Genomic DNA, 22612 nt, shown 5'->3' with positions numbered 1-22612 from the left:
CTTATTTGTGCCTCCGCGCTGCCTGCTCTCACATTGTCCCGCAAGCAGCGCGGCGATATCCATCTTTTCGTTAGTTTTTATAATTAACGCGCCAGAAATCCTGCCAGTCCTGACGGGCATCCCAATCATCAAGTGCCGTTGCCGGATTATAGCTGAGTACCTGATCCACATAAGCGTTGATGCCTGACGGTTCGTCATCCGGCAGTTTGACCGTTGTGTTAGTTGAAATTTTTCCGTCTTCTGCCTGCGGGGCTATGCCCTCAGCAGTCAGCGCATAACGCATGAAAAGCTTCGCGGCATTCGGGCTGTTCGAACCACTCATAATCATACCGGCGCCGGAATTCATAAAGCCGATAAACGGATCAATGCCATGACAAAGGCCAAGTGAATATCCGGCCTGATCATTATCGCGGAACTTTGCCGATGCAATGATACCTACAAACGGATCTTTTTGACCGGGTGCTGCAACGGCCTGTGCTGCGGCTGCATCTGCATCGGTCAACAATGGCGCATTGGCCGCAACGGCGGCAACCCATGCCTCTGTCGCAGTTTCAAAATTGTTTTCCAGCGGCTTGCCATAATGCTTCTCATAGGCCGCTTTAATGGCATCATCATTATAGCTGCGCATCTGGTTAAACCAGTCGGTATAAGATGGCTTGCCGAGCGGATCCTGCATGGCAAGCTTGCCTTTCCATTCTGGTTCGGTCAGCTGCCAGATATTGGTGATCGGGCATTTGTCATAAAGCTTGGTATTATAGGCCAGCACATTGGCGCTGTTGACCACGATCAGCGGGTTCTGGAATTGCTCCGGTACATCGCCTTTAAGATCTTCCGGCATCCATGATTGGGCAAATTTCATCGGAATGAGCTGCGCCACGGCAGCAGGCACATCGGAGATGATCGACACATCACCGCGCACATTACCGGACTGTGCTTCACGGATAATCATTTCCAGCTGTGCGGTGGCTTTCACCTTTTGGCCGACAGCTTTGACACCATAAAGCTTGCTAAAATTATCAGCCATTTCAACAATACGACCCGTACTGTCATAGACATTGATCGGCTCTTCTTTGCGTGCGGCTTCAATCAGGGCATCCAGATCAAATTCCTCTGCAATGACTGCCGAAGCGCCGCTGATACCAAGCATGACACCTGTCATCAGTGCTAAAATTTGCTTTTTCATCGTGTTATCCTTCACTAAATGCCGGTGTATTTGGGTGCATCTTCCGGCAGACGATTGATCGGAATTAACTGTCACACCTGTTTAACGGCGGTAATTTACTCGCCAAAAATCCTGCCAGTCCTGCCGTTGATCCCAATCTTCAAGCCCTGAAGCGGATTGATAAGGAAATAATTTATCAAACACATCAGCGACCCCTGACGGTTCATTCGCAGGCATTAAAATTGTTTTATTGGTAGGAAATTTCCCGTCTGCCATCTGAGGGGCAATGCCTTCTTCAGTCAGCAAATAATGGATAAACAACCGTGCTGCATTCGGGCTGCGGCTTTCTTTGGCAATAAGTGCCAGTTTTGTATATGTCCAGCCCACCCAAGGGTTAAGCTCTTTACATAAACCAAGCTTATAACCCTTGTCCGCATTATCACGAAACTTGGCGGAGCTAAGCAAACCGACAAAGGGTTTTGCCTGATCAGGTGCGCCGACAGCTTCCGAAACACGATCATCAGCATCGGCAACCAACGGACCATTCGCTGCAAAAGCAGCAAGCCATTCAGCCGCTGCCGTTTTCTGGCTGAGCACCAATGGTTTGCCATAATAATCCTGATAAGCTTGTGCAATTTTATCATTGCCGTAAGTCGCCAGCTGATTGAACCAATCAGTGTAAGTACCCTTCGACAGCGGGTCGACGACAGCAACCAGCCCCTTCCACTCAGGCTCAGCCAGCTGCCAGATATTCTTAATCGGGCATGTTTCATGGGCTTGCGTATTATAAACCCATAAATTCACATTGACTGAAATAGCCAATGGGTTTTGATAAATCTGCGGAATATCCGATGCCATATCAGACGGAAGATAGCTCTCCAACACATGTGTCGGTAATAATTGCGCAATAGCCGCCGGTGTATCAGTAAGCAAGGCGACATCACCCTTGACATTCTTTGCCTGGTTTTCCCTGATCAGCATTTCAAGCTGATTATTGGCAGAGACTTTCTGTCCGGTGGCCTGCACACCGTATTTGGCAGAAAAAGCATTCGCCATATCAACGATCTTGCCGGTGCTGTCATAGATCGTAATCGGGTCTTCCTTGCGGGCAGCCTCAATCATCGCATCCAGATCAAATGTTTCTGCCTTCACAACAATAGCACCGGTTGAAGCCAGCAACAGGCCGGCCAGCATAGCTGTCAGATATTTTTTCATACGCACTCCCCTCCCTTAGTGGTTGTTATCAGCGTGCTCATATTTTTGGTGTTCCCCAATATATGTTTTTAAGAGACACGCCCCGTTCAAAAACTACTATGTTGCGGTCGCCCGACCAACGACAGCCGAATTTACAATCATCGGCGATAGTTCATCCGCCAGATATCCTGCCAGTCCTGACGGCGATCGAGGTCGCTGATGGAAGACGCGGAATCCCACGGCATCATTTGCCCCATCATGGATGTGATTTTGGAAGGTTCATCAGCCGGCATCTCAATGCGTGGGTCGGTCGGCGTTTTGCCATCCGCCAATTGCGGCTCCATGCCTTCTTGCGACAGCAGATAATTGATAAAGAGTTTGGCTGTATTCGGGCTCTTGGTGCCGCTGGCAATCACTGCCAAACCCGGATAAAGCACACCCGAAAACGGCTTCATATCCGGACAGATCGTCAGGCTGTAATTTTTGTCTTTATTGTCGCGAAATTTCGCCACCGAAATGATACCGAAGAATGGCTTTTCCTGACCGGGCGCACCGATAGCACCGGAAACACCCGATGAATCTGCCACCAGCGGCGCATTGGCGGCAAATGCCTTGACCCAAGCTTCTGTTGCACTGCCTTGTGCCGCATCAAACGGCTTGCCGTAATGGGATTCATAAGCTTTAGCCATTGCCGCATCATGATGGGTTTCCAGCTGGTTGAACCAATCCGGATAGGTTGGTTTTTCCAACGGATCCATCAGACTGACCAGTTGCGACCATTCCGGATCTGTTAACTGCCACACATTGGTGACTGGGCAGGACGAATAAACTTCACTATTATAAGCCCAAACATGTGCATCATTAACAAAAGCCAGCGGGTCTTTAGCGGCTTCCGGTAAAACTTCTGCCAAACCATCCGGCAAATAGGTTTCCACAATGTTTTTTGGTGCCAGCTCAGCTGCAATGGTTGCTACGTCTGCCCCCAGAGATACAGAGCCCAGCACACTGCCTGCCTGATGCTCACGGATCAGCAATTCCACCTGACCGGCTTCATTGACCTTTTTGCCCGTTACATTCAGATCATATTTTTTGCTGAAAGCCTGTGCGGTATCCACAATTTTGCCGGTGACGGCATAAACCGTCATGGCAGGTTCGGATTTCGCAGCCTCAAGCATTTTTTTTGTGACCGTCTCCTGCCCGTCAGCGGCATAAGCACCACAAACAGACAATGCAAACAAACCTGCACCAGACAATAATAAACGCATGGAAATCTCCACTGTAAAACCCCGATAATCAGCGGCAGAGCAGATTACCCTGCCGCTGTGCTCAGTTGTCATCAAGCTGCCAGACGAAAGAACTGATCGGCTTCACCCAAACGTTGACCATTATGGTCAAACACATGCAGTTCTTCCGGCTTCACATAAAACCGCACGGCTTCATTGATGTTGAGTTTCGGCGCTTCTGTCGTGGTGGTGAAAATGGTTTTTCCCTGACAGCGCAGTTCGATAATCCAGCTGCCGCCTGTCGGCAGAATGCCGGTCACCAGCGCTTCTGCGACGAAAGCGTCGGCTGGTACCTCACAATGGCTGCGTACAATCTGAATAGCCTCAGGCCGCAAACCCAGTGAGCCAATCAATGCGTTTTGCCCCAGTTTTTGCTGTAAAAAGGCAAGCGCATATTGATCAACCGGACTATCCAGTCTGCCGCCAAGTTCAAAAATATTGATCGGCGGGCTACCAACAAACTCAGCAACAAAGCGGTTGGCCGGACGATCATAAATATCGTTTGGTGTGCCCATTTGTTGCAATGTGCCTTCATTCATCACCGCAATGGTGGTGGCCAAAGTCATCGCTTCCCACTGATCGTGAGTGACGAAAACAATCGTCGTTTTGAACTCTTCATGAATGCGCTTCAATTCGGCGCGCATTTCCAGACGCAAACGCGCATCCAAGTTTGAAAGAGGCTCATCAAGCAACAACACACCCGGATTAACCGCAAGCATACGGGCAAGTGCTACACGTTGCTGCTGACCGCCGGAAAGCTGGGACGGAAAGCGGTCGCGATATTTTTCAATATCGAGCGCTTTCATCACCTTGGCGACACGTTCTTCGCGCTCGGCTTTCGGCACTTTGCGCAAACGCAAACCGAAATCGGTATTGCGTTCAATGGTCAAATGCGGCCAAAGTGCGTAACTTTGAAACACCAGCCCCATTTCACGCCGTTCAGGACCTACAAAAACGCCGCGCTGAACGGAATCGACGACGCGTTCGCCGACTCTGATCTCGCCACCGGAGAGGTTCTCCAATCCTGCGATCATACGCAAGGTTGTGGTTTTACCACAGCCGGATGGCCCGAGCAGGCACATGAACTCGCCGTCACCAATTTCCAGATTTAAATCTGAAACAGCATTTGGCGATCCTGCACCGTAGTTTTTCTGTGCATTTTCCAGAATAATTGCAGGCATCAGCTTCCAAGTCCTTCAGCAAGATTAGTTTTTGTCAGTTTTTGTGCCGCCAGCGTACCAAAATAAGCAATGGCAGCGATGATCAGCACAACACCATTAGCGGCTTGCGTGTAGTGATAGTCGATCAGGCGCATGGAGAAGGTTGTCAGCACGTCTGTGCTTGGAACCGCCAGCATGACAAAGAGGCTCAACCCCTTGATGCCTGAGATAAACGGCAGCAAAATACCGGTGACCAGCGAACCTTTCTGGATCGGAATTACCACCCAGCTCATCCGTCGGAACCAACCGGCACCGACGATCTGGGCTGCTTCTTCCGGATCTTTACCAAGCTGCATCATGGCAGAAATACCAGCACGCGAGGCGTAAGGCATCTGGTCAGCCATGAGAGCAAGGATCAAGATCAGCGAGGTGCCGTAAAGTGCTGGTATTGGTCCGCGTTGCACTGCAAAGAGCGACAAATAAGCCGCCGCAAAAGCAATACCCGGCACAAGATAAGGCATGAAGGTGACTTGACGCAGGAAGATCGACAGCGGCCTGACAGGGGTGCGTACCACCACATAGCCAACGAGAATTCCAAGCAAACCGGAGCAAACCGATGCCAGACCAACAATCCACAGCGTATTGAAGGCGGCTTTCCACAGTTCAGGGCTCAACAAAATACCGGTGCGCATGGCGATAGTCGGCAGATCCACGCCAATCCAATAATCCAGCGTAAAATTTGACCAGACAAAACTTGCCGGCACACGCATGATGGTGGAGAGCAGCAATGTCAGCAAAGGCAGGCCAACGCTGAACAAGAAGATGAGAGCCGCAAAACCGGTGGCCGGAATGCGCCAACTGCCAAGGCGGGACGGACGGTTCATCGCGCCCTTACCACCGACGGTGACAAAACGGCGGGCTTCACGCACTAAACGCGCATCAATCAAAATTGTGATAATACCGATCAGCATGATCGCACCGGCCAGAACACCGGCCACACCAGTTTGACGCGAGCCGATCGAGCGATAAAGCGATGTGGCCAGCACATCAAATTTAACCGGCAGACCAAGCACGTAAGCCACACCAAATTCACCCAAGCATTTGGCAAAGATCAATACCATTGCCGACATCAGCGCCGGACGCATCAGCGGCAAAATCACCTGCATAGCAACGGTGCGGCCACCGGCACCCAAAATACGGGCAGAATCTTCCAGCTGGCTGTCAAAACGGCGCAGTGCCGAGCCAAACAACAAAATGACAAAAGGCGTGTAATGCAGCGCCAGAATGATAGTGATCGGGAACTGTCCATAAGCCAGCCAATCCGGCGGCGAAAAACCCAAATGCTCGAACCAGCCCGGCTGACCGCCAACAGTACGGTTTTTAAATAATGTTGTCCATGCAAGGGCAAATGTCCAGGCCGGCAGCATATAGGGTACGATCAGCGCAGTGGCAAACCAGCGACGCGCAAACATATCGGTGCGGCTCAATAGCCAACCCAAAATGCCGCCGATCGCCATGGAAAGCACAATGGCACCAGCAGAAACCATCAATGTATTGCGCAGCGGCTCCCAGAACAGATCGACTGCTACCGGCGAGCTAAAAGCACGCTTGAGATAATAAAGTGTGCCACTTCCAAGCTCGGAACCAATGCGACGCTCATCACCGAACTGAACGGTGACGGAATCCATCAGGATGGAAATTATCGGAACAACGATAAGATAAGTAAATAATAAGGCTGCCAGAATGCCAACCAACGTTGTCGGTTCGCGCATGGCAACCTTGGCCTGATAGCGCAGTTTCTTCCAACGGCTGATATTACCATCTGATCTTTGGGAGCCAGATTGAATATTTACATAGTCGGGTGCAGCCATCAGCTCACACCATGCGAATACGATAATGCGCAAGCTCCGCCACACTGTGCATCACACATTGTACCCTCCCCTGATAGTCCTTTTACCGGTGCACAATATTGCAAAGCGAAAAAACCCCGCAATCCGACCCCGTTATGTTCCTCCAATGGCAGCAAATCTTGACGATCAGCCACCTCCTCACCATCAAGCCTCGTTTGAATTGAGAATGAAGTCAACAGTTTTCTTGCACAGCTGTGCAAAAAAACTGTTGCATCAAATTTGACGAGTATGGCTGCACGTTTTTCAACATAAATGCCATCTAGCAATATTAAGTAACATTGATATGACAAATACAGAATTTCTGAATAAAAAAATAAAAAACACAATAATTACAAATTGTTAGAAAAAAAATATTCTAGCAAGAACAAATACTGAATATAAACCACACCAGATCTCGCGCCAATCAAGCAGTCATATTCAAAGAAAAGAGTACACCCTGCTTCTCTCTCAAATATTACATAAAAAATGCAATTCTATGCACGCGTGGGACATTTTTAAACGTTACCAAACACACTGGATTAAAGCTGCTTTACCTGCATCTGATCGGATGCAACAGAATTTAAAAGCAAGAATCAGGATGCAGCGAATGCCGGTTAGTTCTATGAAGGTATAGACAATATGAGGCAAGTTTCATGACCAGAACCGATAAAAAATTACCCGTTGCCCCTATAACAATTGAAGATGATCCGCGCTGGCTCAAGATCATGAACAGAGACAAGACCGCAAAGGATTTCGTTTTTGCAGTTGAAACAACCGGCATTTACTGTTTGCCCTGTTGCCCTGCGCGCCGTCCTCATCCCGAAAATATCAGCTTCTATGATACACCCGCGCAAGCAGAAGCTGCGGGCTTTCGTGCCTGTAAGCGCTGCAAACCCGATCAGGCAGAGGCTGCCGACAAATTAACGATTGCAATTGAAAAAGCCTGCCGACTGATTGAACAATCAGAAGAGAATATCCCACTGGCTGAACTGGCAAAATCGGTTGGATTAAGCCCGTTTTATTTCCAGCGGCAGTTTAAAACCCTGACCGGCCTGACGCCAAAACGCTATGCGCAGAACTATCGTGCCGACCGCATACGTGAGGCGTTATCGAATGAGAATAACAACGTCACTCAAGCCATTTATGATGCCGGTTTTCAATCATCAAGCCAATTTTACCACCATGCTGACGACATGCTTGGCATGAGCCCGACAGCTTTTAAAAAAGGCGGTAAGAACATGGACATCCAATTTGCAATTGCTGAATGCTCATTAGGCTCTGTACTCATTGCCGCAACATCAAAAGGCATTTGCGCGGTTACACTTGGCGACGATCCGGAAGAATTGGTGCAAAATCTGCAAGATCGTTTTCCGCAGGCAAGGCTCAGCGGCGGCGATGCCGGTTTTAATATGCATATTGCTGCCGTGATCGCCCATATTGAAAATCCGGCACAAAAATTTGAATTGCCGCTTGATATTCAAGGCACAGTTTTTCAACAAAAAGTCTGGCAAGCTTTACGCAACATTCCAAGCGGTAAAACCACCAGCTATTCCGATCTGGCCAACCGTATCGGTCAGCCCTCTGCCAGCCGCGCTGTGGCCGGTGCTTGTGGCGCCAATAAAATAGCCGTCATCATCCCCTGTCACCGCGTTATACGCAATGATGGTGGCCTTTCAGGCTATCGTTGGGGCGTTGAACGTAAACGTGCGTTGCTCCTTAAAGAACAACAAAACCGCTAGCTAAAACCTGATTTAAGCACTCCACATTAAACTTGACACAGATACTCATCATTTTGTATTAGCTCAAAGTTGTAAGCGTGGTTTTGTTTGTCATTCAACAAAACCACCCGGATATGTTTCCCGCTGCGTTTCTCAGGCAAAATCCTCCCAAATTTTGTTTGACACCTGACCAGCAACCTTTGAGGTCGTATCGTGTTGAAGAACGCCAAGATGCTTGCCGCCACCGTCTCTGTTGCCCTTATTTCGCTCACTGCATCAAGCGCAGCAGCAGAACCCATTGTTTTAAAAGATCAGGGCGGGCGCACCGTCACCTTATCCAAACCAGCCGAACGTATCGCCTCCATTCCCATCCCGATGGCCTCCACCATCATTTCGATTGATGGCGGCACTTCCAAACTGGTGGGTATGAACCCGACGGCAAAATCAGCGATTATGGAAGGTATCTTGGGCAAGATATTCCCTGAAGCCAAAGAGATTCCGTCCGATATTACCGCACCAAACTTCATTCCCAATATTGAAGAGCTTGCCGCCACCAATCCTGATCTGGTGATCCAGTGGGCAGATTATGGCGCGGATCTGGTTGATCCGCTGACCAATGCGGGCTTGAATGTGGCGCTTATTTCTTATGGCACCGAAGAAAAAGCGCGCTACTACCAAAACATGGTCGCAACCGCTATCGGCAAGCCGGAACGCGCCGCGCTGATCAATGGCTGGCGTGATGAAGTTGCCAACGAAATGGCAGCAAAAACCAAAGATATTGCCACCGATAAACGTCCTAAAGTGCTTTATCTTGGTCGCGCGATGGAAAACCTCACAGCATCCGGCAATGAAGGCAATTATAACGCATGGTATATTGATTTGACCGGCGGCATTAATGCGTCTGCCGATGTCAAAGGTAATGGCACCACCATCAGCCCTGAACAGATCGCCGAATGGAACCCTGACGTTATCCTGCTCAACAGCTTTGAAGCCAAGCTTGGCCTTGACCGTGTCATGAATGATCCGATCCTGTCGCTGACCAAAGCCGCACAGGATAAAAAAGTTTATAAACTGCCGCTTGGTGGTTATCGCTGGGATCCGCCAAGTCAGGAAAGCCCGCTGACATGGATGTGGCTGGCCAATCTTCTTCATCCTGATCTCTTCCAATATGATCTTCGCGATGAAATGAAGAAAGCTTATAAAACCCTTTATAATTATGACCTGACTGATGCCGATATTGACGGCATTTTGTGGATGGACATGCAGGGCGCCACCACCAATTACGCCCAATTTGCGAGCAAATAATATGAGCTCTGTTTCGACAGAAGCCATGACAAATACGATACGCCGTCATCAGACGGCGTATCGGGTTGGCAGCTTCGGGCTGATGATTGCCGGTCTTGTTGCAGTCATGCTTTTTTCGATGGGTGCCGGTCGTTTTTCCGTCAGTCCCCAACGTATTTTAGAAATTTTAACCCATAGTCTTTTTAATCCATCTGCCTCACCCGAAACGATGGATGAGCGCATCGTGCTGCTGGTGCGTTTGCCTCGCGTGCTGCTGGCAGCCATTTCCGGTGCGGCCCTTGCTGTGGGTGGCGCAGCTTTACAAGGCGTGTTTCGCAACCCGCTTGTATCCCCTCAAATTCTGGGCATCAGCCAAGGTGCAGCTTTTGGCGGCGCATTAGCCATTTTCTTCGGTCTTTCCGGCATCATACTGCTCGGTATGGCTTTTTCATTAGGGCTTGTTGCGCTCATCATTGTTGGCGCATTGGCACGTATTAATGGCCGTACCGAAGTTATCACCGTTATCTTGTCCGGCACCATTATCGGCGCGCTTTTTGCCGCCCTTGTTTCCATCGTACAGTTTCTGGCCGATCCGAATACTTCGCTTCCCGCCATTGTCTATTGGTTGATGGGCTCTTTCTCCACCGCCACATGGGCACGCTTGGGCTTGGCTGTTCCCGGCATGGCTATCGGTCTGCTTATTATCTATATGCTGCGCTATCGCCTCAACCTGCTGGCATTGGAAGAAAGCGAAGCACGTTCGCTTGGTGTTAATCCTGACAAAGAGCGCTGGATTATTTTTGCCGCCATCTCCTTGATGACGGGTACATCTGTCGCGGTTGCAGGCATTATCGGCTGGATCGGCCTTGTTGTGCCACATGCAGCACGTATTATTGTTGGTGACGATCACCGTGCATTGATCCCTGCATCCGCCATTCTAGGTGCTGCCTATCTCACCTTTATCGACACATTGGCGCGCACATTAACAGCGGCAGAAATTCCGCTTGGCGTATTGACGGCACTCATTGGTGCGCCGGTTTTTGCAGTCCTTCTGCGCCGTCATTTCAGCGAGGCAAACCGCACATGATCGGCCTGGAAGCTGCATCCGTTATTTTTGGCAAACGGACATTATTTCAAAATATCAATTTTAGCGTACCGGTAGGGCGTTCCCTCGCTATTCTTGGCCCCAATGGCCGTGGTAAAACCACTTTGCTGCGTGCGCTGCTTGGCTTTCAGGCTTTGCATCAAGGTGCGCGCCATGCGCCTAAAATTGCCGGTTATGTGCCCCAACATGGTGCATCGCAGGCAAAACTCTCCGGCCTTGAAGTTGTCACGATGGGCAGAGCTGCTCATTTAGGTTTGTTCGGGCAACCAAGTCAGCAAGACCGTGAATTTGCCTATCAGGCAATGGAAGAAGTGGGGGCCTGCGCATTAGCGGAATTACGCTACGACCGCATGTCAGGTGGCCAGCGCCAATTGGTGCTGATCGCGCGCGCCCTTGCCACCGGATCGCCTGTGCTGGTTTTTGACGAACCCACTTCCGCGCTTGATCTGGGCAATCAGGATAAAACCCTCAAACTTCTCGATACATTACGCCGCAAGCGTGAATATGCGATTATTTTCACCACCCATGATCCAAACCATGCGCTGGCTGCCGCCGACGATGTTCTGCTGATGCTGCCTGAGGGCCGCGAAGAACATGGCCAAGTCGGCGATATGATTGTGCCGGAAAAACTGGCCGAACTTTATGGTGTACCGATGCGCTGGGTTGATGTCAGCGGCCCAAATGAAGAAGCGCGCAAAGCCATTCTCCCCGCTTTTGCCGGAAAAGAAGCAGCATGAGTGTCATTTATTTAAAATCCGCTTTTGGCGATGTTTCACCCATTATCCGTCAAGCCGCAGATAAAGGCCTTGTCACCATTGTTGCACAGGCTGATTTTGATGCGCAGATATTCGCGCAACATCAGGGGTTGATCACTGGCCAGCAATGCGACCAGAATGTTCTGTTGCGGCTTAAACCTGCCCTCGAAACATTCATGGATAGAGGCGGCCGATGGTTTTTTAACGGCCATATTGTGCGCCCATTTTTGGATGGTTTGCATCAATATCAGCCAATTTTTGCACCAAAACGTGCCGATTTTGATCTCAATTCGCTCAATTTTCACCCGATTTTTGCAGAAATTGACCTCAAAAAGCTCGAAACCAACAAAAATGTTGCCGGTTTTTACGGTCGTGGCTGCAATCCTTTGCCGGAAAATGCGGTAGCGATAAATGGACTTGGCGCAAAATTTGTACCCGTCGATTGGGTTTGGCACCGTGCCAAAGGCGGCAAGTTTTTTTCCCATTCCGGCAATGATCTGGCGTCAATGGGGCTTGAATGGGGGCTCGCTCCTTTATTGAGTGAACGCATTTTGGATTGGGTATTGGGCGGCGCTTGTCTTGAGGAAAGCACATCACATTTTCAGCAGCCGCATGCTGATCTGCCACTGGCCAAAGCACAAAATTATCAGGGTGCAAGGTTGCGCGACAAGGCAAATGCGCCACGCATCGTCGTGCCTTCAAGCGGCAATTATTATCATATTCACAGCCTTGAAGGTGAGGCTTACACTGACGCTTTTGATGTGATCACCACACCGGAAGAGCTTGGTTCAGTTCTCGCCCCAACCGACATTCTCTGGGTTCCATGCCGCACACCGGCCCAAAGAATGAGCGCGCAAAAGCCTGTTGTTGCTAAACATTTGGAAAACGGCGGCACGGTCATTGCCTTAGGTGAAAGCCGTTCAGACCTATGGCTTGACCATATCAATTTTCACGAGACACCGACCAATTGGTGGTGGTGGCTGGACGAACAAGCTGATCTTGGTGTGAGGATTACCGCGCCTGAACATCCTTTGATGCAAAATATGGTGGCCCAAGATGTGACATGGCATTTGCATGGCTGGTTCGAGCCGCCGACAAGTGCTGACATTCTGGTGCGTGATGGTGACAACCGCCCTGTCCTTTATGTAGATGATGTATCAACCAATGGACGAATGATCATCTCCTCCCTTGATCCGATGTTCCACCATGGCTCGCATTTCATGCCTGCCACCACCCGTTTTTTAGATCGTTTCATCCCTAATCTGAAAGCCATAACCCATGCATGACACCATTTCTGTTGCCGAGAACGGCATGACGCTGACTTTCTCATTTTATGATATCAACACCTATCACGGTGGCGGTTTTCCAGGTGGCGTGACCCACGCACTCAAAGCAATGCAGGCAGCTTTTACTTTGTTTGATAAGCCAATCGAACGCCGTGAAATTAACATCACCACCGCTTTTTCCGGCCCCGGTGGCCGCGATTGCATGGAAATGGTCACTCGCGCCCTCACAGATAACCGCCTGACGATCGACAAATCTTTGGGCGGCAGCAATGTTATCGACGATTTTCCGGGGCCCTATGTCTGGCGCTTTACCTATCGCGATAAAACCGTTGAAGCTGTGATCAAGGCTGGCCATGTCAGGGAAGAATTTGTCCGCCTTGGAGCCAAAGCGGATAAAACGCCGAAAGAAATCGCGCATCTGGAAGATCTGAAAGCCGAAATGGCCAACCGTCTTTTACCACTGCCAGCGAATGAAATTTATGCCACCCGTATTCTTTAAAAACAAAAAAAGCGGCGCATCAAATAATACGCCGCTTTTTTTAATAGGTTCAGTGTTGGAGCTTAAATAACCACCGCCTGAATCCGGTTCATCACCGCACGCAAGACGCTGTAAACTGTTGTCACAGAGGTTTTTGCATTGCCCGCAGACGGCTTGTTTTCAATCTCGATACGATAATTGGCGACCGGTGATTCCACATGATATTCATGCACATTGCCCGGTGCTAAAGGATCAGCCACCAGCTCCACTTTAGTAGCTTCAAAGCCTAAACCTGCCAGCGCGAGCGTTGCGGCGACATTGGCATTTTTCGGATATTGCTGCGCCGCATCACGTGCATTGCCCTTAAAGAAAACCACCGCCTCTTTGACATTCGGCAGATCCAGAATATCTTCAGCAGGTGTGCCAGACCACGCCACTGGTGGCTTACGGCCGCGATAGGTCACACTTGTTAAACCAGCTGGACGCAGTGCCGACAGAATATCAACGCCACCAATGGCACCAGCTGGCAGAATGATCTGACCGCCACCCATGTCTGCCGCTTTGCGCAAACGTGTTTCCAATTCATCATCTGCCAGTGCACCGATTGAGACGATGATTGTATCAGTGCCTCGACCTAAGAAATTCGGAACATAGGCAGAAACAGCTGCATGGCCGGCACATTCAATAACCAAATCAAAAGAAGCGGCTAAAAATACTTCACCATTATCAATAACCGTTAATTCGCTGGCAACATTTTTGCCTTCTTCCGCCAATTGCTGGCGGGTGATTTCAGTAAATTCCGGCAAACATAAAACAGTCAGGGAGGTTAAAGGAGCGGCTAATTCATCGCTCAGCAACTTCATCAAAGTTCGCGAAATATTACCATAGCCGATTAAACCGATACGCATTCATTTTCTCCCTGAAATAAAGTGGCGCGCATGCCAATGCACTGCTGTTCGTGTTTACACCCAAAAAGCCTTTGATGAAAACTGCCTCACACAATTTCAAAAGGCTTTGAAATAAAAACACCGCCACGAATGAATAATCGCGGCGGTGTTGTTTTCATCACAATCCGTTATGGATGATCAATCAGCCGATCAGCTTTTCATAGACTTTGGCGTGCTCAAGCACCTTGCCGCTTTCGTCCATAACGCGCATCGCATCAGCAGAAATTTCATCAATCACCACAACCTCACCGTCAATCAGACCAATTTCGATTTTCATATCGATTAGGGTCAGGCCGAGGCCGCGCAGGTCAGCCTCAACGATGCGGCATACATTACGGGTAATGTCTTTGGCCTTAGACAAGTGGTCAGGACTCAGAAGGCCAAGCGCCACGATTGTGTCGTCATTGATCAACGGATCACCGCGTTCATCGTCTTTAACCGTGATTTCAACCAGATAATCAAACTTCTGTTCTGTATCACGTATATATTGCTGATAACGGCGAATGAAGCTGCCCCAAGGGCGTGTGCGGCAAACAAATTCAAAACCGCCGGTGCCGTTGATATCCTTGCCCAAAGGCTCGGCACGGCGCACTTCCATCGTGCCTTTTTCAAGATCAAGATTGACCAGATGGGTGGCGACATCAGCAGCATGTAAACGCTTAAAGAAATAATCCGTCATAGCCAGAGACTTGCGTCCCTTGCCTTCAACCTGACCGATAACGGTATTTGCGCCCGGATCAATCACACCGTCCGCGCCGGTTACATCATCCTTGAACACCAGAAGAACGTTGCCGTTCTCTAGTGCGTAGAGGTCTTTGGTCTTGCCGGAATAAATCTTTTCGCTGCTGTTCATTTACTTGCTCGCTAAGGTTTATGCGCTCATTATAGATCCAAAAAGAAACAATGCGCCAATCGGCGCATTGTTCTTTAACTTATTCCCACTCGATGGTGCCCGGAGGCTTCGAAGTGATGTCATAGACGACGCGGTTGATACCGCGCACTTCATTGATGATACGAGTGGCGGCTTTCGCCAAGAAGTCCATGTCGTAGTGGTAAAAATCGGCAGTCATACCATCAACGGAAGTGACTGCACGCAACGCACATACGAATTCATAGGTACGGCCATCGCCCATCACGCCAACGGTTTGCACCGGCAGCAGCACGGCAAAAGCCTGCCAAATGGTGTCATAAAGACCGGCTTTGCGTATTTCATCCAAGTAAACCGCATCGGCTTCACGCAGGATTTCCAGCTTTTCGCGGGTGATGCCACCCGGGCAGCGAATAGCAAGACCCGGACCCGGGAACGGGTGACGGCCAATGAAGCTATCCGGCAAACCAAGCTCTTTACCCAACACGCGCACTTCGTCTTTAAACAATTCGCGCAAAGGTTCGACGAGCTGCATATTCATGCGCTCAGGCAAGCCACCCACATTGTGGTGCGATTTGATCGTAACCGACGGGCCACCGGTGAAAGAAACACTTTCAATCACATCCGGATAGAGCGTACCTTGAGCGAGGAAGTCAGCGCCGCCTAGTTTTTTAGCTTCTTCTTCAAACACTTCGATGAAGAGACGACCAATGGTTTTACGCTTCTTCTCAGGGTCGGTTTCACCTTCCAGTGCGGAAATGAAACGATCCTGTGCATTCACCAAAATCAACGGAAGATTGTAATGTTCTTTGAACATTGCAACCACGTCAGCCGCTTCATTTTTGCGCATCAACCCGTGATCAACCAGAATGCAGGTCAGCTGATCGCCAACCGCTTCATGGATGAGAAGAGCTGCAACGGAGGAATCCACACCACCTGAAAGGGCGCAAATCACTTTGCCCGAACCCACCTGCTTGCGGATGGCTTCCACAGCCTGCTGGCGGTAAGCGGTCATTGTCCAGTCCGGCTTGATGCCAGCGATATTGTGGACGAAATTTTGCAGGAGTTTCGCACCGTCCGGTGTGTGCACCACTTCCGGATGGAATTGCACGCCATAATATTTGCGCTTTTCATCAGCGATAGCAGCATATGGCGCGTTGGTGGAGGTTCCGATAATTTTGAAGCCTTCAGGCAGCGCAGTTACGCGGTCACCATGGCTCATCCAAACCTGATGACGGGTGCCTTTTGCCCACAGACCGTTGAACAGCGCGCTGTCTTCCTGAACGTCCAGGAAGGCACGACCAAATTCACGGTCATGGCCGCTTTCAACTTTACCGCCGAGCTGTTCGCACATGGTCTGTTCACCATAGCAAATGCCAAGCACCGGAATGCCGGCTTCAAACACTGCCTGCGGCGCACGCGGGCTGCCGATATCAGTGGTTGAGTGCGGGCTTCCGGACAGGATGACAGCACGCGGATTGATCCGCTTGAATGCGTCATCGGCCAGCTGGAAAGGCACGATTTCAGAATAAACTCCGGCCTCACGGACACGACGCGCTATCAGCTGCGTGACCTGACTTCCGAAGTCGATGATAAGGATGGTGTCGGGATGATTGGTGCTCATGTGAAGCATCTAAAGAAAAAACTGTCTTGTTGCAATGGGCATTTTCGTCGCTTTTAACAACAGTGCAAGCAGAAATACAGGAAAACCCGTTACTCCACTCCAAAAGCCGTGTCTGTGACTTTTTAACCCTGCAACCCTTTACGATCCTGCACGACCATCACGGTCGCTGTCATCGTCGCAATCAAGCGCACTTCCGTGTCGGTCACGGCAAAGGCCTGTCCGTCGCTCACCATGATGGTGCGACCAGGCTTTGTGACTTCGCCACGGAATAAAAACCTGTCGCCCTGCCCCGGTGCCAGCAAATTGACCTTGAACTCGATGGTCAGCACGGCTGCATCTGCCGGCATCAGCGTGAAAGCTGCATAACCACAGGCAGAATCAAGCGCTGCCGAAATAATGCCGGCATGCAAATAGCCGTGCTGCTGGGTGAGATCATTGCGAAACGGCAATTCGATTTCCACAATACCCGGTTCGCAGCGCGTTAAATCCGCGCCGATCAGCTTCAAGGCCGGCTGCCTTGCGAAGCTTTCCTCAACACGCAGCTGGAAATCAGCTTCGGCTATTCTCGCATCTGACATAAGTCCTCCCAAAACATACCTGATTTCATATGACAGTTTTGTATTTATGCAGTCCGTTCTCAAAGAAGCTAGTTATTCTTTTCCTATACTGCCTGACAGATGATAAATAATCTGTTGTCAGGCGCGCTTCTTTAGAATTGCTACATAAAAACCATCAGTCATGGTTTGTTTTGGTGCGAAAACACAGCCTTTGGACAAGAAAACCGGCTGTATATCGCCAAAATCTGCGCCGGAAATGCATGAAAGGTCGATTTTCTCTTCAGAGAAATTGCTGTTTTCAGTCAAGAACTGCTCAATTTGCAGATTGTTTTCACTGTCGAAAACCGAACAGGTGACATAAACGAAACGACCACCCGCTTTCAGATAATGTTTGGCGCTGTTCAGCACCTCCTGCTGATCTTGCTGGCGCGCGGCCAATTGCTGGTCGGTCAAGCGCCATTTTGCATCCGGGCGACGGCGCCATGTGCCTGCTCCCGTGCATGGTGCATCAGTCAGAACCAGATCCATCTGGCCTTTCAAAGGCTCCAGATCAGCCTGCTTATTATAGCCTTGCGTGTTGCGCACACCGGCACGCTGCAAACGATCATAAATCGGTGACAGACGGGCAGCTTCCGCATCAAAAGCATGGATTTGGCCGCGATTTTCCATGGCAGCCGCCAGTGACAAGGTTTTGCCCCCTGCTCCGGCGCAATAATCGAGCACCTGCTCGCCAGCTTTTGCATTGGCGAGTTTCGCCGCAATTTGCGAACCTAAATCCTGCACCTCAAACCAGCCATCCTGAAATGCCTGTCCGGTTTGCACATTGGGATGGCGACCCAGCGCTTCAATGGGTGGAATACGAACCGCATCATCAAGGAAAGGTGCAGCAGTCGCATCTGTGCCATCCAATGCCTGCAACACCTGATCACGGGTGGCTTTAAGGCGATTAACACGTAAATCTACCGGCGGACGATCAGCCAAAGCGGCAGATTGGGCCACCCAATCATCGCCGAATGTACCGCGCAATTTATCAACGCACCATAAAGGCACATCCGCCTGAATATACTCTTCGGCTTTGGTAATATCGCTGTTCTGCCAATGCTCAAGCTGTTCGCCCGACAATTCCGGCGGGCGAAATTTGTCATTCGCGATAGCGACCATGATATCTTCATAAGTCAGGCCACCATCACGCAGCAATGCGCCATAGGCAAGCGATGATGCGCTGTCGCTGCCCATCAGCCAGCCAAGCGAAAGCTTGCGGCGCAAAGCATCGTAAACGATATTACCAATCACTGCGCGATCCCCCGCGCCGGCAAAACGATGCGATGAGCCCCAATCTTTTAAAGCATCAGAAGCGGGGCGCTTTTTGGCCTCAATATCTTCCAGTACTTCTATCGCCGCCTGTAGGCGTCCGCCAAGCCGCATTATTTTTCCCTAGCCATCCTTATTACCAGTATTACCAGCTCCGCATAATCATGCCCGGCTGCAAATGGCAACATAAAACACAATAAGGATGGTATATTGATGCGGCTTAAGCCATTGATCAGACCCAACTTCGCTTTTTGGATTATTTCAGCAACGCATAGCCCATTGTATGGCACTGCCCTGCACCGCATTGCAATAATACTGAAACCGTGTTCACAACAGCAATGAGAAGCACATAAGAGCTCAGAACGGTTGCTGCGATCTTAAGTAACGGAAATGCTTTGATTTTTGCATTGCTGCGATAGTTGATGCCGCCCCATAGCATCATTTGTAATGCTGTCGCCAAAATAAGAGCCAAACCAATTAAAACTGACCATACCGGCATATGCAAACCAAAAACAGCACTGCCAATATATTCATGCCCTGGACGGACATAAATATCGAGAAGTGTTTGGCGTACAGAAACAATCATCAGGAATATCGCAAAAAACAGAGTGACGCCAGCATGTTGGAACGTCAGACCGTAGCGAAATTGCAGCATCACACCAAAGCACACACCCAACATGGCAAGACGTTGCAGCAAACAAAGCGGACAAGGCAATTCACCATAAGCATATTGCAATATCATTGCTGCGGTCAAAATCGCAGCAACAACAAACATCATACCGAGTAAATATAAGAAATGAAATCCCGTCCATTGGTGCTGCCTAACGGAGCCATTCTGATCACCTGTATTGAAAATACTCATATCAATCCGCCTTCAAATTGACTTCAAATCATAGCTGAAGCCACGGCATGCTATAGCCATAATCAGAGCTGTGAATTTCCCATAAAAACTCTTTAATCGCGAAACTTAGGCAAAAAACTAAAAAAACCAGCGATAATTTTCGATAGCCAAGCCAATTAAAACCGAGTGCCATCGTCATAAAAACAAATAAAAACAACATCATCTTATTCGCCTTCCGTCATAGAATCAAAAGCGATTACCTGATTAAGATAATTCAAAGATCAATAAAAATATATCATTAAGAACTATAGATAGTAATTTGCCTCGATAAGATGACAATCAATTATATAAATTGAAAATTCAAAACATAATATTCTATTTATTTATATAAATGGCCATAACAAATCTATATGATCAACATCAAAATATTAACAATGCAGTAAAGACATTTTAATCATCTGATTGCTCTTTTTAAAAAAGAGGGGTTGCCCCCTCCTTTTCAATCCGTTCGATTTATCACACGCCTTAAGCGTTGATACCCGCTTTTTCCTCGTTGGAAATCGTATTGGCATCATAGCCGTGGGCTTGGTGGAGAGCCTTACGTACACCCGCTTCATAATCCGGATGGATCAGCTTGAAATGGCCAAGCTGGCGCTCGATGATAAAGCCCGGCACGCCACCCATTGCTGCAGCAATATTCGAGAAAAGACGTGCTTTTTCGCCATCATTAAAAAGATTAAACAAAGCGCGTGGCTGTGAATAATCATCGTTGCCGATACGGTGATTGTAACGCTCGGCATCACCGTTGATTCTCAGTGGCGGCTCTTTGGCAGAAGGCTGCTCGACCGGGCCATTGAAAGAATTCGGCTCATAATAAGCATCAGGATTGCCGGTTGCGATACCACCGAATGTATTCATCTGACCATCGCGGTGATAGTGATGCACAGGGCATTTCGGCTGGTTGACCGGAATATGCTCATAATGGGTGCCCAAACGATGGCGATGTGCATCCGCATAAGAGAATAAGCGTGCCTGCAACATTTTATCCGGCGAATAGCTGATCCCTGGCACAATATTGGATGGAGAAAAGGCTGCGTTTTCAATTTCCGCAAAATAGTTTTCCGGATTACGGTTCAATTCCATCACACCAATATCAATTGGCGGATAATCCGCATGCGGCCAGACTTTGGTCAGATCAAACGGATTATAAGGCGTCTTGTCGGCATCCGTTTCAGGCATGATCTGCACCTGCACTTTCCAGCGCGGAAACTCGCCTTTTTCAATAGAACCGTAGAGGTCTTCCTGTGTCGATTCACGGGTTTTACCCACAACATGCTCAGCTTCATCATTGGTCCAATGCTTGTGACCCTGCATGGTTTTAAAGTGGAATTTTACCCAATAACGCTCACCCTGATCATTCCAGAAAGAATAAGTGTGCGAACCATAACCATTGATGTGGCGCACATCGGTCGGCAAACCGCGGTCAGACATCAAAATTGTCACCTGATGCAGACTTTCCGGTGACAATGACCAGAAATCCCACATCGCTGTGGCCGAGCGCAGATTGGTTTTCGGATGGCGTTTCTGCGTATGGATAAAATCCGGGAACTTCATCGGGTCACGCACAAAAAACACCGGCGTATTATTGCCAACCAAATCCCAATTGCCTTCAGGCGTATAGAATTTCAAAGCAAAGCCGCGTACATCGCGCTCGGCATCCGCTGCACCCTGCTCACCGGCAACGGTCGAAAAACGCGCCAACATCGGGGTAACAGCTCCCGGCTGCAATGCGGAAGCCTTGGTATATTTGGAAATGTCACCAGTAATGGTCAAAGTGCCATGTGCACCCCAACCTTTCGCATGCACAGCACGCTCAGGAATGCGTTCACGATTTTGATGCGCCAGCTTTTCAATCAGCTGATAATCCTGCATCAAAACAGGGCCGCGCTCACCGGCGGTCAACGAGTTTTGATTGTCCGGAACAGGTGCACCACCGGTTGTGGTCATAATCGGGCGATCGGTCATAAATGGTCTCTCCCTTTTGGTATAAACATGTTAAATGCTCCTGAATGGAGCCAAGGCTCACGTCTATAAATACAAGTCTCTCACAGACGCGCCCTTTGATAAAGGCAGTTTAGAACTATTCTTATCATAATCTCTAATTGCATTTTCATGAAAGACTGATAGGAATACCTTATCATGTTTACAGTCAGACAAATGCGCTATTTCGAAGCGCTCGCCACTACGCTTCATTTTCGCAAAGCCGCTGAAACAGTGCATGTTTCGCAGCCAGCCTTGTCGGCACAAATTGCCGAAATGGAAGATCTCGCCGGTGCGCCTCTTTTCGAGCGCACCCAGCGCAGTGTGATCATCACCGAGCTTGGCAAAATTCTGCGCCCGCGTATTCAGGCAATTTTGATGGATATTCAGGCACTGGAAGATGTCACGGCAATTAATAAAGGCTTGCTTAGCGCCCGGATGCGGCTTGGTATCATTCCAACCATCGCGCCCTATATTGTGCCGCTGCTCATCCCGTTACTGCGTAATCAATATCCGCAATTCCGCCTTGAACTGCGCGAAGCAATGACGGCACGCTTGCTGGAAGATCTCAACAATGGCGAGCTGGATGCCATTGTCGCCGCACTGCCCGTCGACGATGATCGCTTGGCGCATACATCGCTTTTTAACGACCGTTTTCTTATTGCAACCGCCACCAATGACACTGATATTCTCGATGGACCAATGACACAGGATCGCGTTGCACTGGATCGGTTGCTATTGCTGGAAGAAGGTCATTGTCTGCGCGAACAAGCACTGGAATTCTGCACCAAACCACATCAACGCCAATTGGTGAAATATGGCGCCACCAGCATGGCCACGCTGCTGCAAATGGTCAGTCACGGCATGGGGTTGACGCTCATTCCGGAAATTGCTGTACGTGCCGAAGCAAGCCACATGAAAATGCGAATTATCCCTTTCGAAGGCGAACAGCCATCACGCGAAATCGGCATGTTATGGCGCAAACAAAGTCTGCGACGGGCTGATTTTATGGCGCTTTCTGATTGTATTTCAAAAGCTGTGCAACAGCTTAAGGTCAGCGATCAGGAGCTGAAATCACTCGCGAAGATGCAAAATTAACGCAAAAAAGCC

Annotated in this window: 19 protein-coding genes; 7 read left to right on the top strand and 12 right to left on the bottom strand. The window is 49.4% G+C overall.

All coding sequences use genetic code 11. The features are described from left to right. Positions 1 to 70 precede the first annotated feature (70 nt). The 5 genes from JNC77_RS02890 to JNC77_RS02870 form a co-directional block, all read right to left on the bottom strand. Entirely contained in the window at positions 71 to 1183 is a 1113-nt protein-coding gene (locus tag JNC77_RS02890; protein WP_374829247.1) for an ABC transporter substrate-binding protein, read from the bottom strand. 81 nt (positions 1184 to 1264) lie between these two features. Continuing rightward, complete coding sequence (locus tag JNC77_RS02885) at positions 1265 to 2356, bottom strand: ABC transporter substrate-binding protein (RefSeq protein ID WP_374830465.1); 1092 nt, start codon at positions 2354 to 2356, stop codon at positions 1265 to 1267. 158 nt (positions 2357 to 2514) lie between these two features. Continuing rightward, on the bottom strand, positions 2515 to 3621 hold the full coding sequence (locus tag JNC77_RS02880) for an ABC transporter substrate-binding protein (RefSeq protein WP_374829245.1): 1107 nt from the start codon (positions 3619 to 3621) through the stop codon (positions 2515 to 2517). A gap of 71 nt (positions 3622 to 3692) precedes the next feature. Then, on the bottom strand, positions 3693 to 4820 hold the full coding sequence (locus JNC77_RS02875; protein ID WP_374829243.1) for an ABC transporter ATP-binding protein: 1128 nt from the start codon (positions 4818 to 4820) through the stop codon (positions 3693 to 3695). After that, the gene (locus JNC77_RS02870) at positions 4820 to 6571 is read right to left on the bottom strand and encodes an ABC transporter permease (protein WP_374830463.1); all 1752 of its coding nucleotides are present in this window, start codon (positions 6569 to 6571) and stop codon (positions 4820 to 4822) included. Before JNC77_RS02870 ends, JNC77_RS02875 begins: the two co-directional genes overlap by 1 nt. A 770-nt stretch (positions 6572 to 7341) precedes the next feature. Between JNC77_RS02870 and ada the strand changes: the two genes are divergently transcribed. From ada to JNC77_RS02840, 6 genes are all read left to right on the top strand, one after another. Further along, entirely contained in the window at positions 7342 to 8427 is a 1086-nt protein-coding gene (gene ada / locus JNC77_RS02865) for a bifunctional DNA-binding transcriptional regulator/O6-methylguanine-DNA methyltransferase Ada (RefSeq protein ID WP_374829241.1), read from the top strand. Between the two features lie 210 nt (positions 8428 to 8637). After that, a complete protein-coding gene (locus JNC77_RS02860) occupies positions 8638 to 9711 on the top strand; it encodes an ABC transporter substrate-binding protein (protein ID WP_374830461.1) in 1074 nt (357 codons plus the stop codon). Between the two features lies 1 nt (position 9712). Continuing rightward, positions 9713 to 10777, top strand: coding sequence for a FecCD family ABC transporter permease (locus JNC77_RS02855; RefSeq protein WP_374829239.1), 1065 nt, complete (start codon positions 9713 to 9715; stop codon positions 10775 to 10777). Continuing rightward, positions 10774 to 11532: an ABC transporter ATP-binding protein gene (locus tag JNC77_RS02850; RefSeq protein ID WP_374829237.1), complete on the top strand. Its 759-nt coding sequence runs from the start codon at positions 10774 to 10776 to the stop codon at positions 11530 to 11532. The genes JNC77_RS02855 and JNC77_RS02850 overlap by 4 nt, the downstream gene beginning before the upstream one ends. Next, positions 11529 to 12836 carry a hypothetical protein gene (locus JNC77_RS02845; RefSeq protein ID WP_374829235.1) on the top strand — a complete coding sequence of 436 codons (1308 nt, stop codon included), beginning with the start codon at positions 11529 to 11531 and terminating at the stop codon, positions 12834 to 12836. The genes JNC77_RS02850 and JNC77_RS02845 overlap by 4 nt, the downstream gene beginning before the upstream one ends. Continuing rightward, positions 12829 to 13335 (top strand): hypothetical protein, encoded by a 507-nt coding sequence (locus tag JNC77_RS02840; RefSeq protein WP_374829233.1) that lies wholly within the window; start codon positions 12829 to 12831, stop codon positions 13333 to 13335. Before JNC77_RS02845 ends, JNC77_RS02840 begins: the two co-directional genes overlap by 8 nt. A gap of 62 nt (positions 13336 to 13397) precedes the next feature. Here JNC77_RS02840 and JNC77_RS02835 read toward each other — a convergent pair whose 3' ends face one another. From JNC77_RS02835 to katA, 7 genes are all read right to left on the bottom strand, one after another. Next, complete coding sequence (locus tag JNC77_RS02835) at positions 13398 to 14222, bottom strand: aspartate dehydrogenase (RefSeq protein WP_374829231.1); 825 nt, start codon at positions 14220 to 14222, stop codon at positions 13398 to 13400. 181 nt (positions 14223 to 14403) lie between these two features. Further along, the gene (locus JNC77_RS02830) at positions 14404 to 15114 is read right to left on the bottom strand and encodes a phosphoribosylaminoimidazolesuccinocarboxamide synthase (protein WP_374829229.1); all 711 of its coding nucleotides are present in this window, start codon (positions 15112 to 15114) and stop codon (positions 14404 to 14406) included. Positions 15115 to 15193: 79 nt separating this feature from the next. After that, positions 15194 to 16753, bottom strand: coding sequence for a glutamine-hydrolyzing GMP synthase (guaA, locus tag JNC77_RS02825; RefSeq protein WP_374829227.1), 1560 nt, complete (start codon positions 16751 to 16753; stop codon positions 15194 to 15196). A 122-nt stretch (positions 16754 to 16875) separates the two neighbouring features. Further along, complete coding sequence (locus JNC77_RS02820) at positions 16876 to 17331, bottom strand: PaaI family thioesterase (protein ID WP_184221145.1); 456 nt, start codon at positions 17329 to 17331, stop codon at positions 16876 to 16878. A gap of 117 nt (positions 17332 to 17448) precedes the next feature. Then, positions 17449 to 18735, bottom strand: coding sequence for an RsmB/NOP family class I SAM-dependent RNA methyltransferase (locus JNC77_RS02815; protein ID WP_374829225.1), 1287 nt, complete (start codon positions 18733 to 18735; stop codon positions 17449 to 17451). Between the two features lie 142 nt (positions 18736 to 18877). Then, positions 18878 to 19483 carry a disulfide bond formation protein B gene (locus JNC77_RS02810; protein ID WP_374829223.1) on the bottom strand — a complete coding sequence of 202 codons (606 nt, stop codon included), beginning with the start codon at positions 19481 to 19483 and terminating at the stop codon, positions 18878 to 18880. 504 nt (positions 19484 to 19987) lie between these two features. Next, complete coding sequence (gene katA / locus JNC77_RS02805) at positions 19988 to 21487, bottom strand: catalase KatA (RefSeq protein WP_374829221.1); 1500 nt, start codon at positions 21485 to 21487, stop codon at positions 19988 to 19990. Positions 21488 to 21661: 174 nt separating this feature from the next. On the opposite strand from katA, the gene JNC77_RS02800 reads away from it, so the two are divergent. Further along, entirely contained in the window at positions 21662 to 22600 is a 939-nt protein-coding gene (locus tag JNC77_RS02800; protein ID WP_374829219.1) for a hydrogen peroxide-inducible genes activator, read from the top strand. Positions 22601 to 22612: the final 12 nt, after the last annotated feature.

This window comes from Paenochrobactrum pullorum (assembly GCF_041929845.1).
Lineage (GTDB): Bacteria > Pseudomonadota > Alphaproteobacteria > Rhizobiales > Rhizobiaceae > Paenochrobactrum > Paenochrobactrum pullorum.
Note: the sequence above shows the minus strand (reverse complement) of the source record. Positions and strands in the feature narration are given on the sequence as shown.

Coding starts and splice junctions, on each gene's coding strand:
- JNC77_RS02890 (WP_374829247.1), bottom strand. CDS start 1,183: ATGAAAAAGCAAATTTTAGCACTGATGACAGGTGTCATGCTTGGTATC.
- JNC77_RS02885 (WP_374830465.1), bottom strand. CDS start 2,356: ATGCTGGCCGGCCTGTTGCTGGCTTCAACCGGTGCTATTGTTGTGAAG.
- JNC77_RS02880 (WP_374829245.1), bottom strand. CDS start 3,621: ATGCGTTTATTATTGTCTGGTGCAGGTTTGTTTGCATTGTCTGTTTGT.
- JNC77_RS02875 (WP_374829243.1), bottom strand. CDS start 4,820: ATGCCTGCAATTATTCTGGAAAATGCACAGAAAAACTACGGTGCAGGA.
- JNC77_RS02870 (WP_374830463.1), bottom strand. CDS start 6,571: ATGCGCGAACCGACAACGTTGGTTGGCATTCTGGCAGCCTTATTATTT.
- ada (WP_374829241.1), top strand. CDS start 7,342: ATGACCAGAACCGATAAAAAATTACCCGTTGCCCCTATAACAATTGAA.
- JNC77_RS02860 (WP_374830461.1), top strand. CDS start 8,638: ATGCTTGCCGCCACCGTCTCTGTTGCCCTTATTTCGCTCACTGCATCA.
- JNC77_RS02855 (WP_374829239.1), top strand. CDS start 9,713: ATGAGCTCTGTTTCGACAGAAGCCATGACAAATACGATACGCCGTCAT.
- JNC77_RS02850 (WP_374829237.1), top strand. CDS start 10,774: ATGATCGGCCTGGAAGCTGCATCCGTTATTTTTGGCAAACGGACATTA.
- JNC77_RS02845 (WP_374829235.1), top strand. CDS start 11,529: ATGAGTGTCATTTATTTAAAATCCGCTTTTGGCGATGTTTCACCCATT.
- JNC77_RS02840 (WP_374829233.1), top strand. CDS start 12,829: ATGCATGACACCATTTCTGTTGCCGAGAACGGCATGACGCTGACTTTC.
- JNC77_RS02835 (WP_374829231.1), bottom strand. CDS start 14,222: ATGCGTATCGGTTTAATCGGCTATGGTAATATTTCGCGAACTTTGATG.
- JNC77_RS02830 (WP_374829229.1), bottom strand. CDS start 15,114: ATGAACAGCAGCGAAAAGATTTATTCCGGCAAGACCAAAGACCTCTAC.
- guaA (WP_374829227.1), bottom strand. CDS start 16,753: ATGAGCACCAATCATCCCGACACCATCCTTATCATCGACTTCGGAAGT.
- JNC77_RS02820 (WP_184221145.1), bottom strand. CDS start 17,331: ATGTCAGATGCGAGAATAGCCGAAGCTGATTTCCAGCTGCGTGTTGAG.
- JNC77_RS02815 (WP_374829225.1), bottom strand. CDS start 18,735: ATGCGGCTTGGCGGACGCCTACAGGCGGCGATAGAAGTACTGGAAGAT.
- JNC77_RS02810 (WP_374829223.1), bottom strand. CDS start 19,483: ATGAGTATTTTCAATACAGGTGATCAGAATGGCTCCGTTAGGCAGCAC.
- katA (WP_374829221.1), bottom strand. CDS start 21,487: ATGACCGATCGCCCGATTATGACCACAACCGGTGGTGCACCTGTTCCG.
- JNC77_RS02800 (WP_374829219.1), top strand. CDS start 21,662: ATGTTTACAGTCAGACAAATGCGCTATTTCGAAGCGCTCGCCACTACG.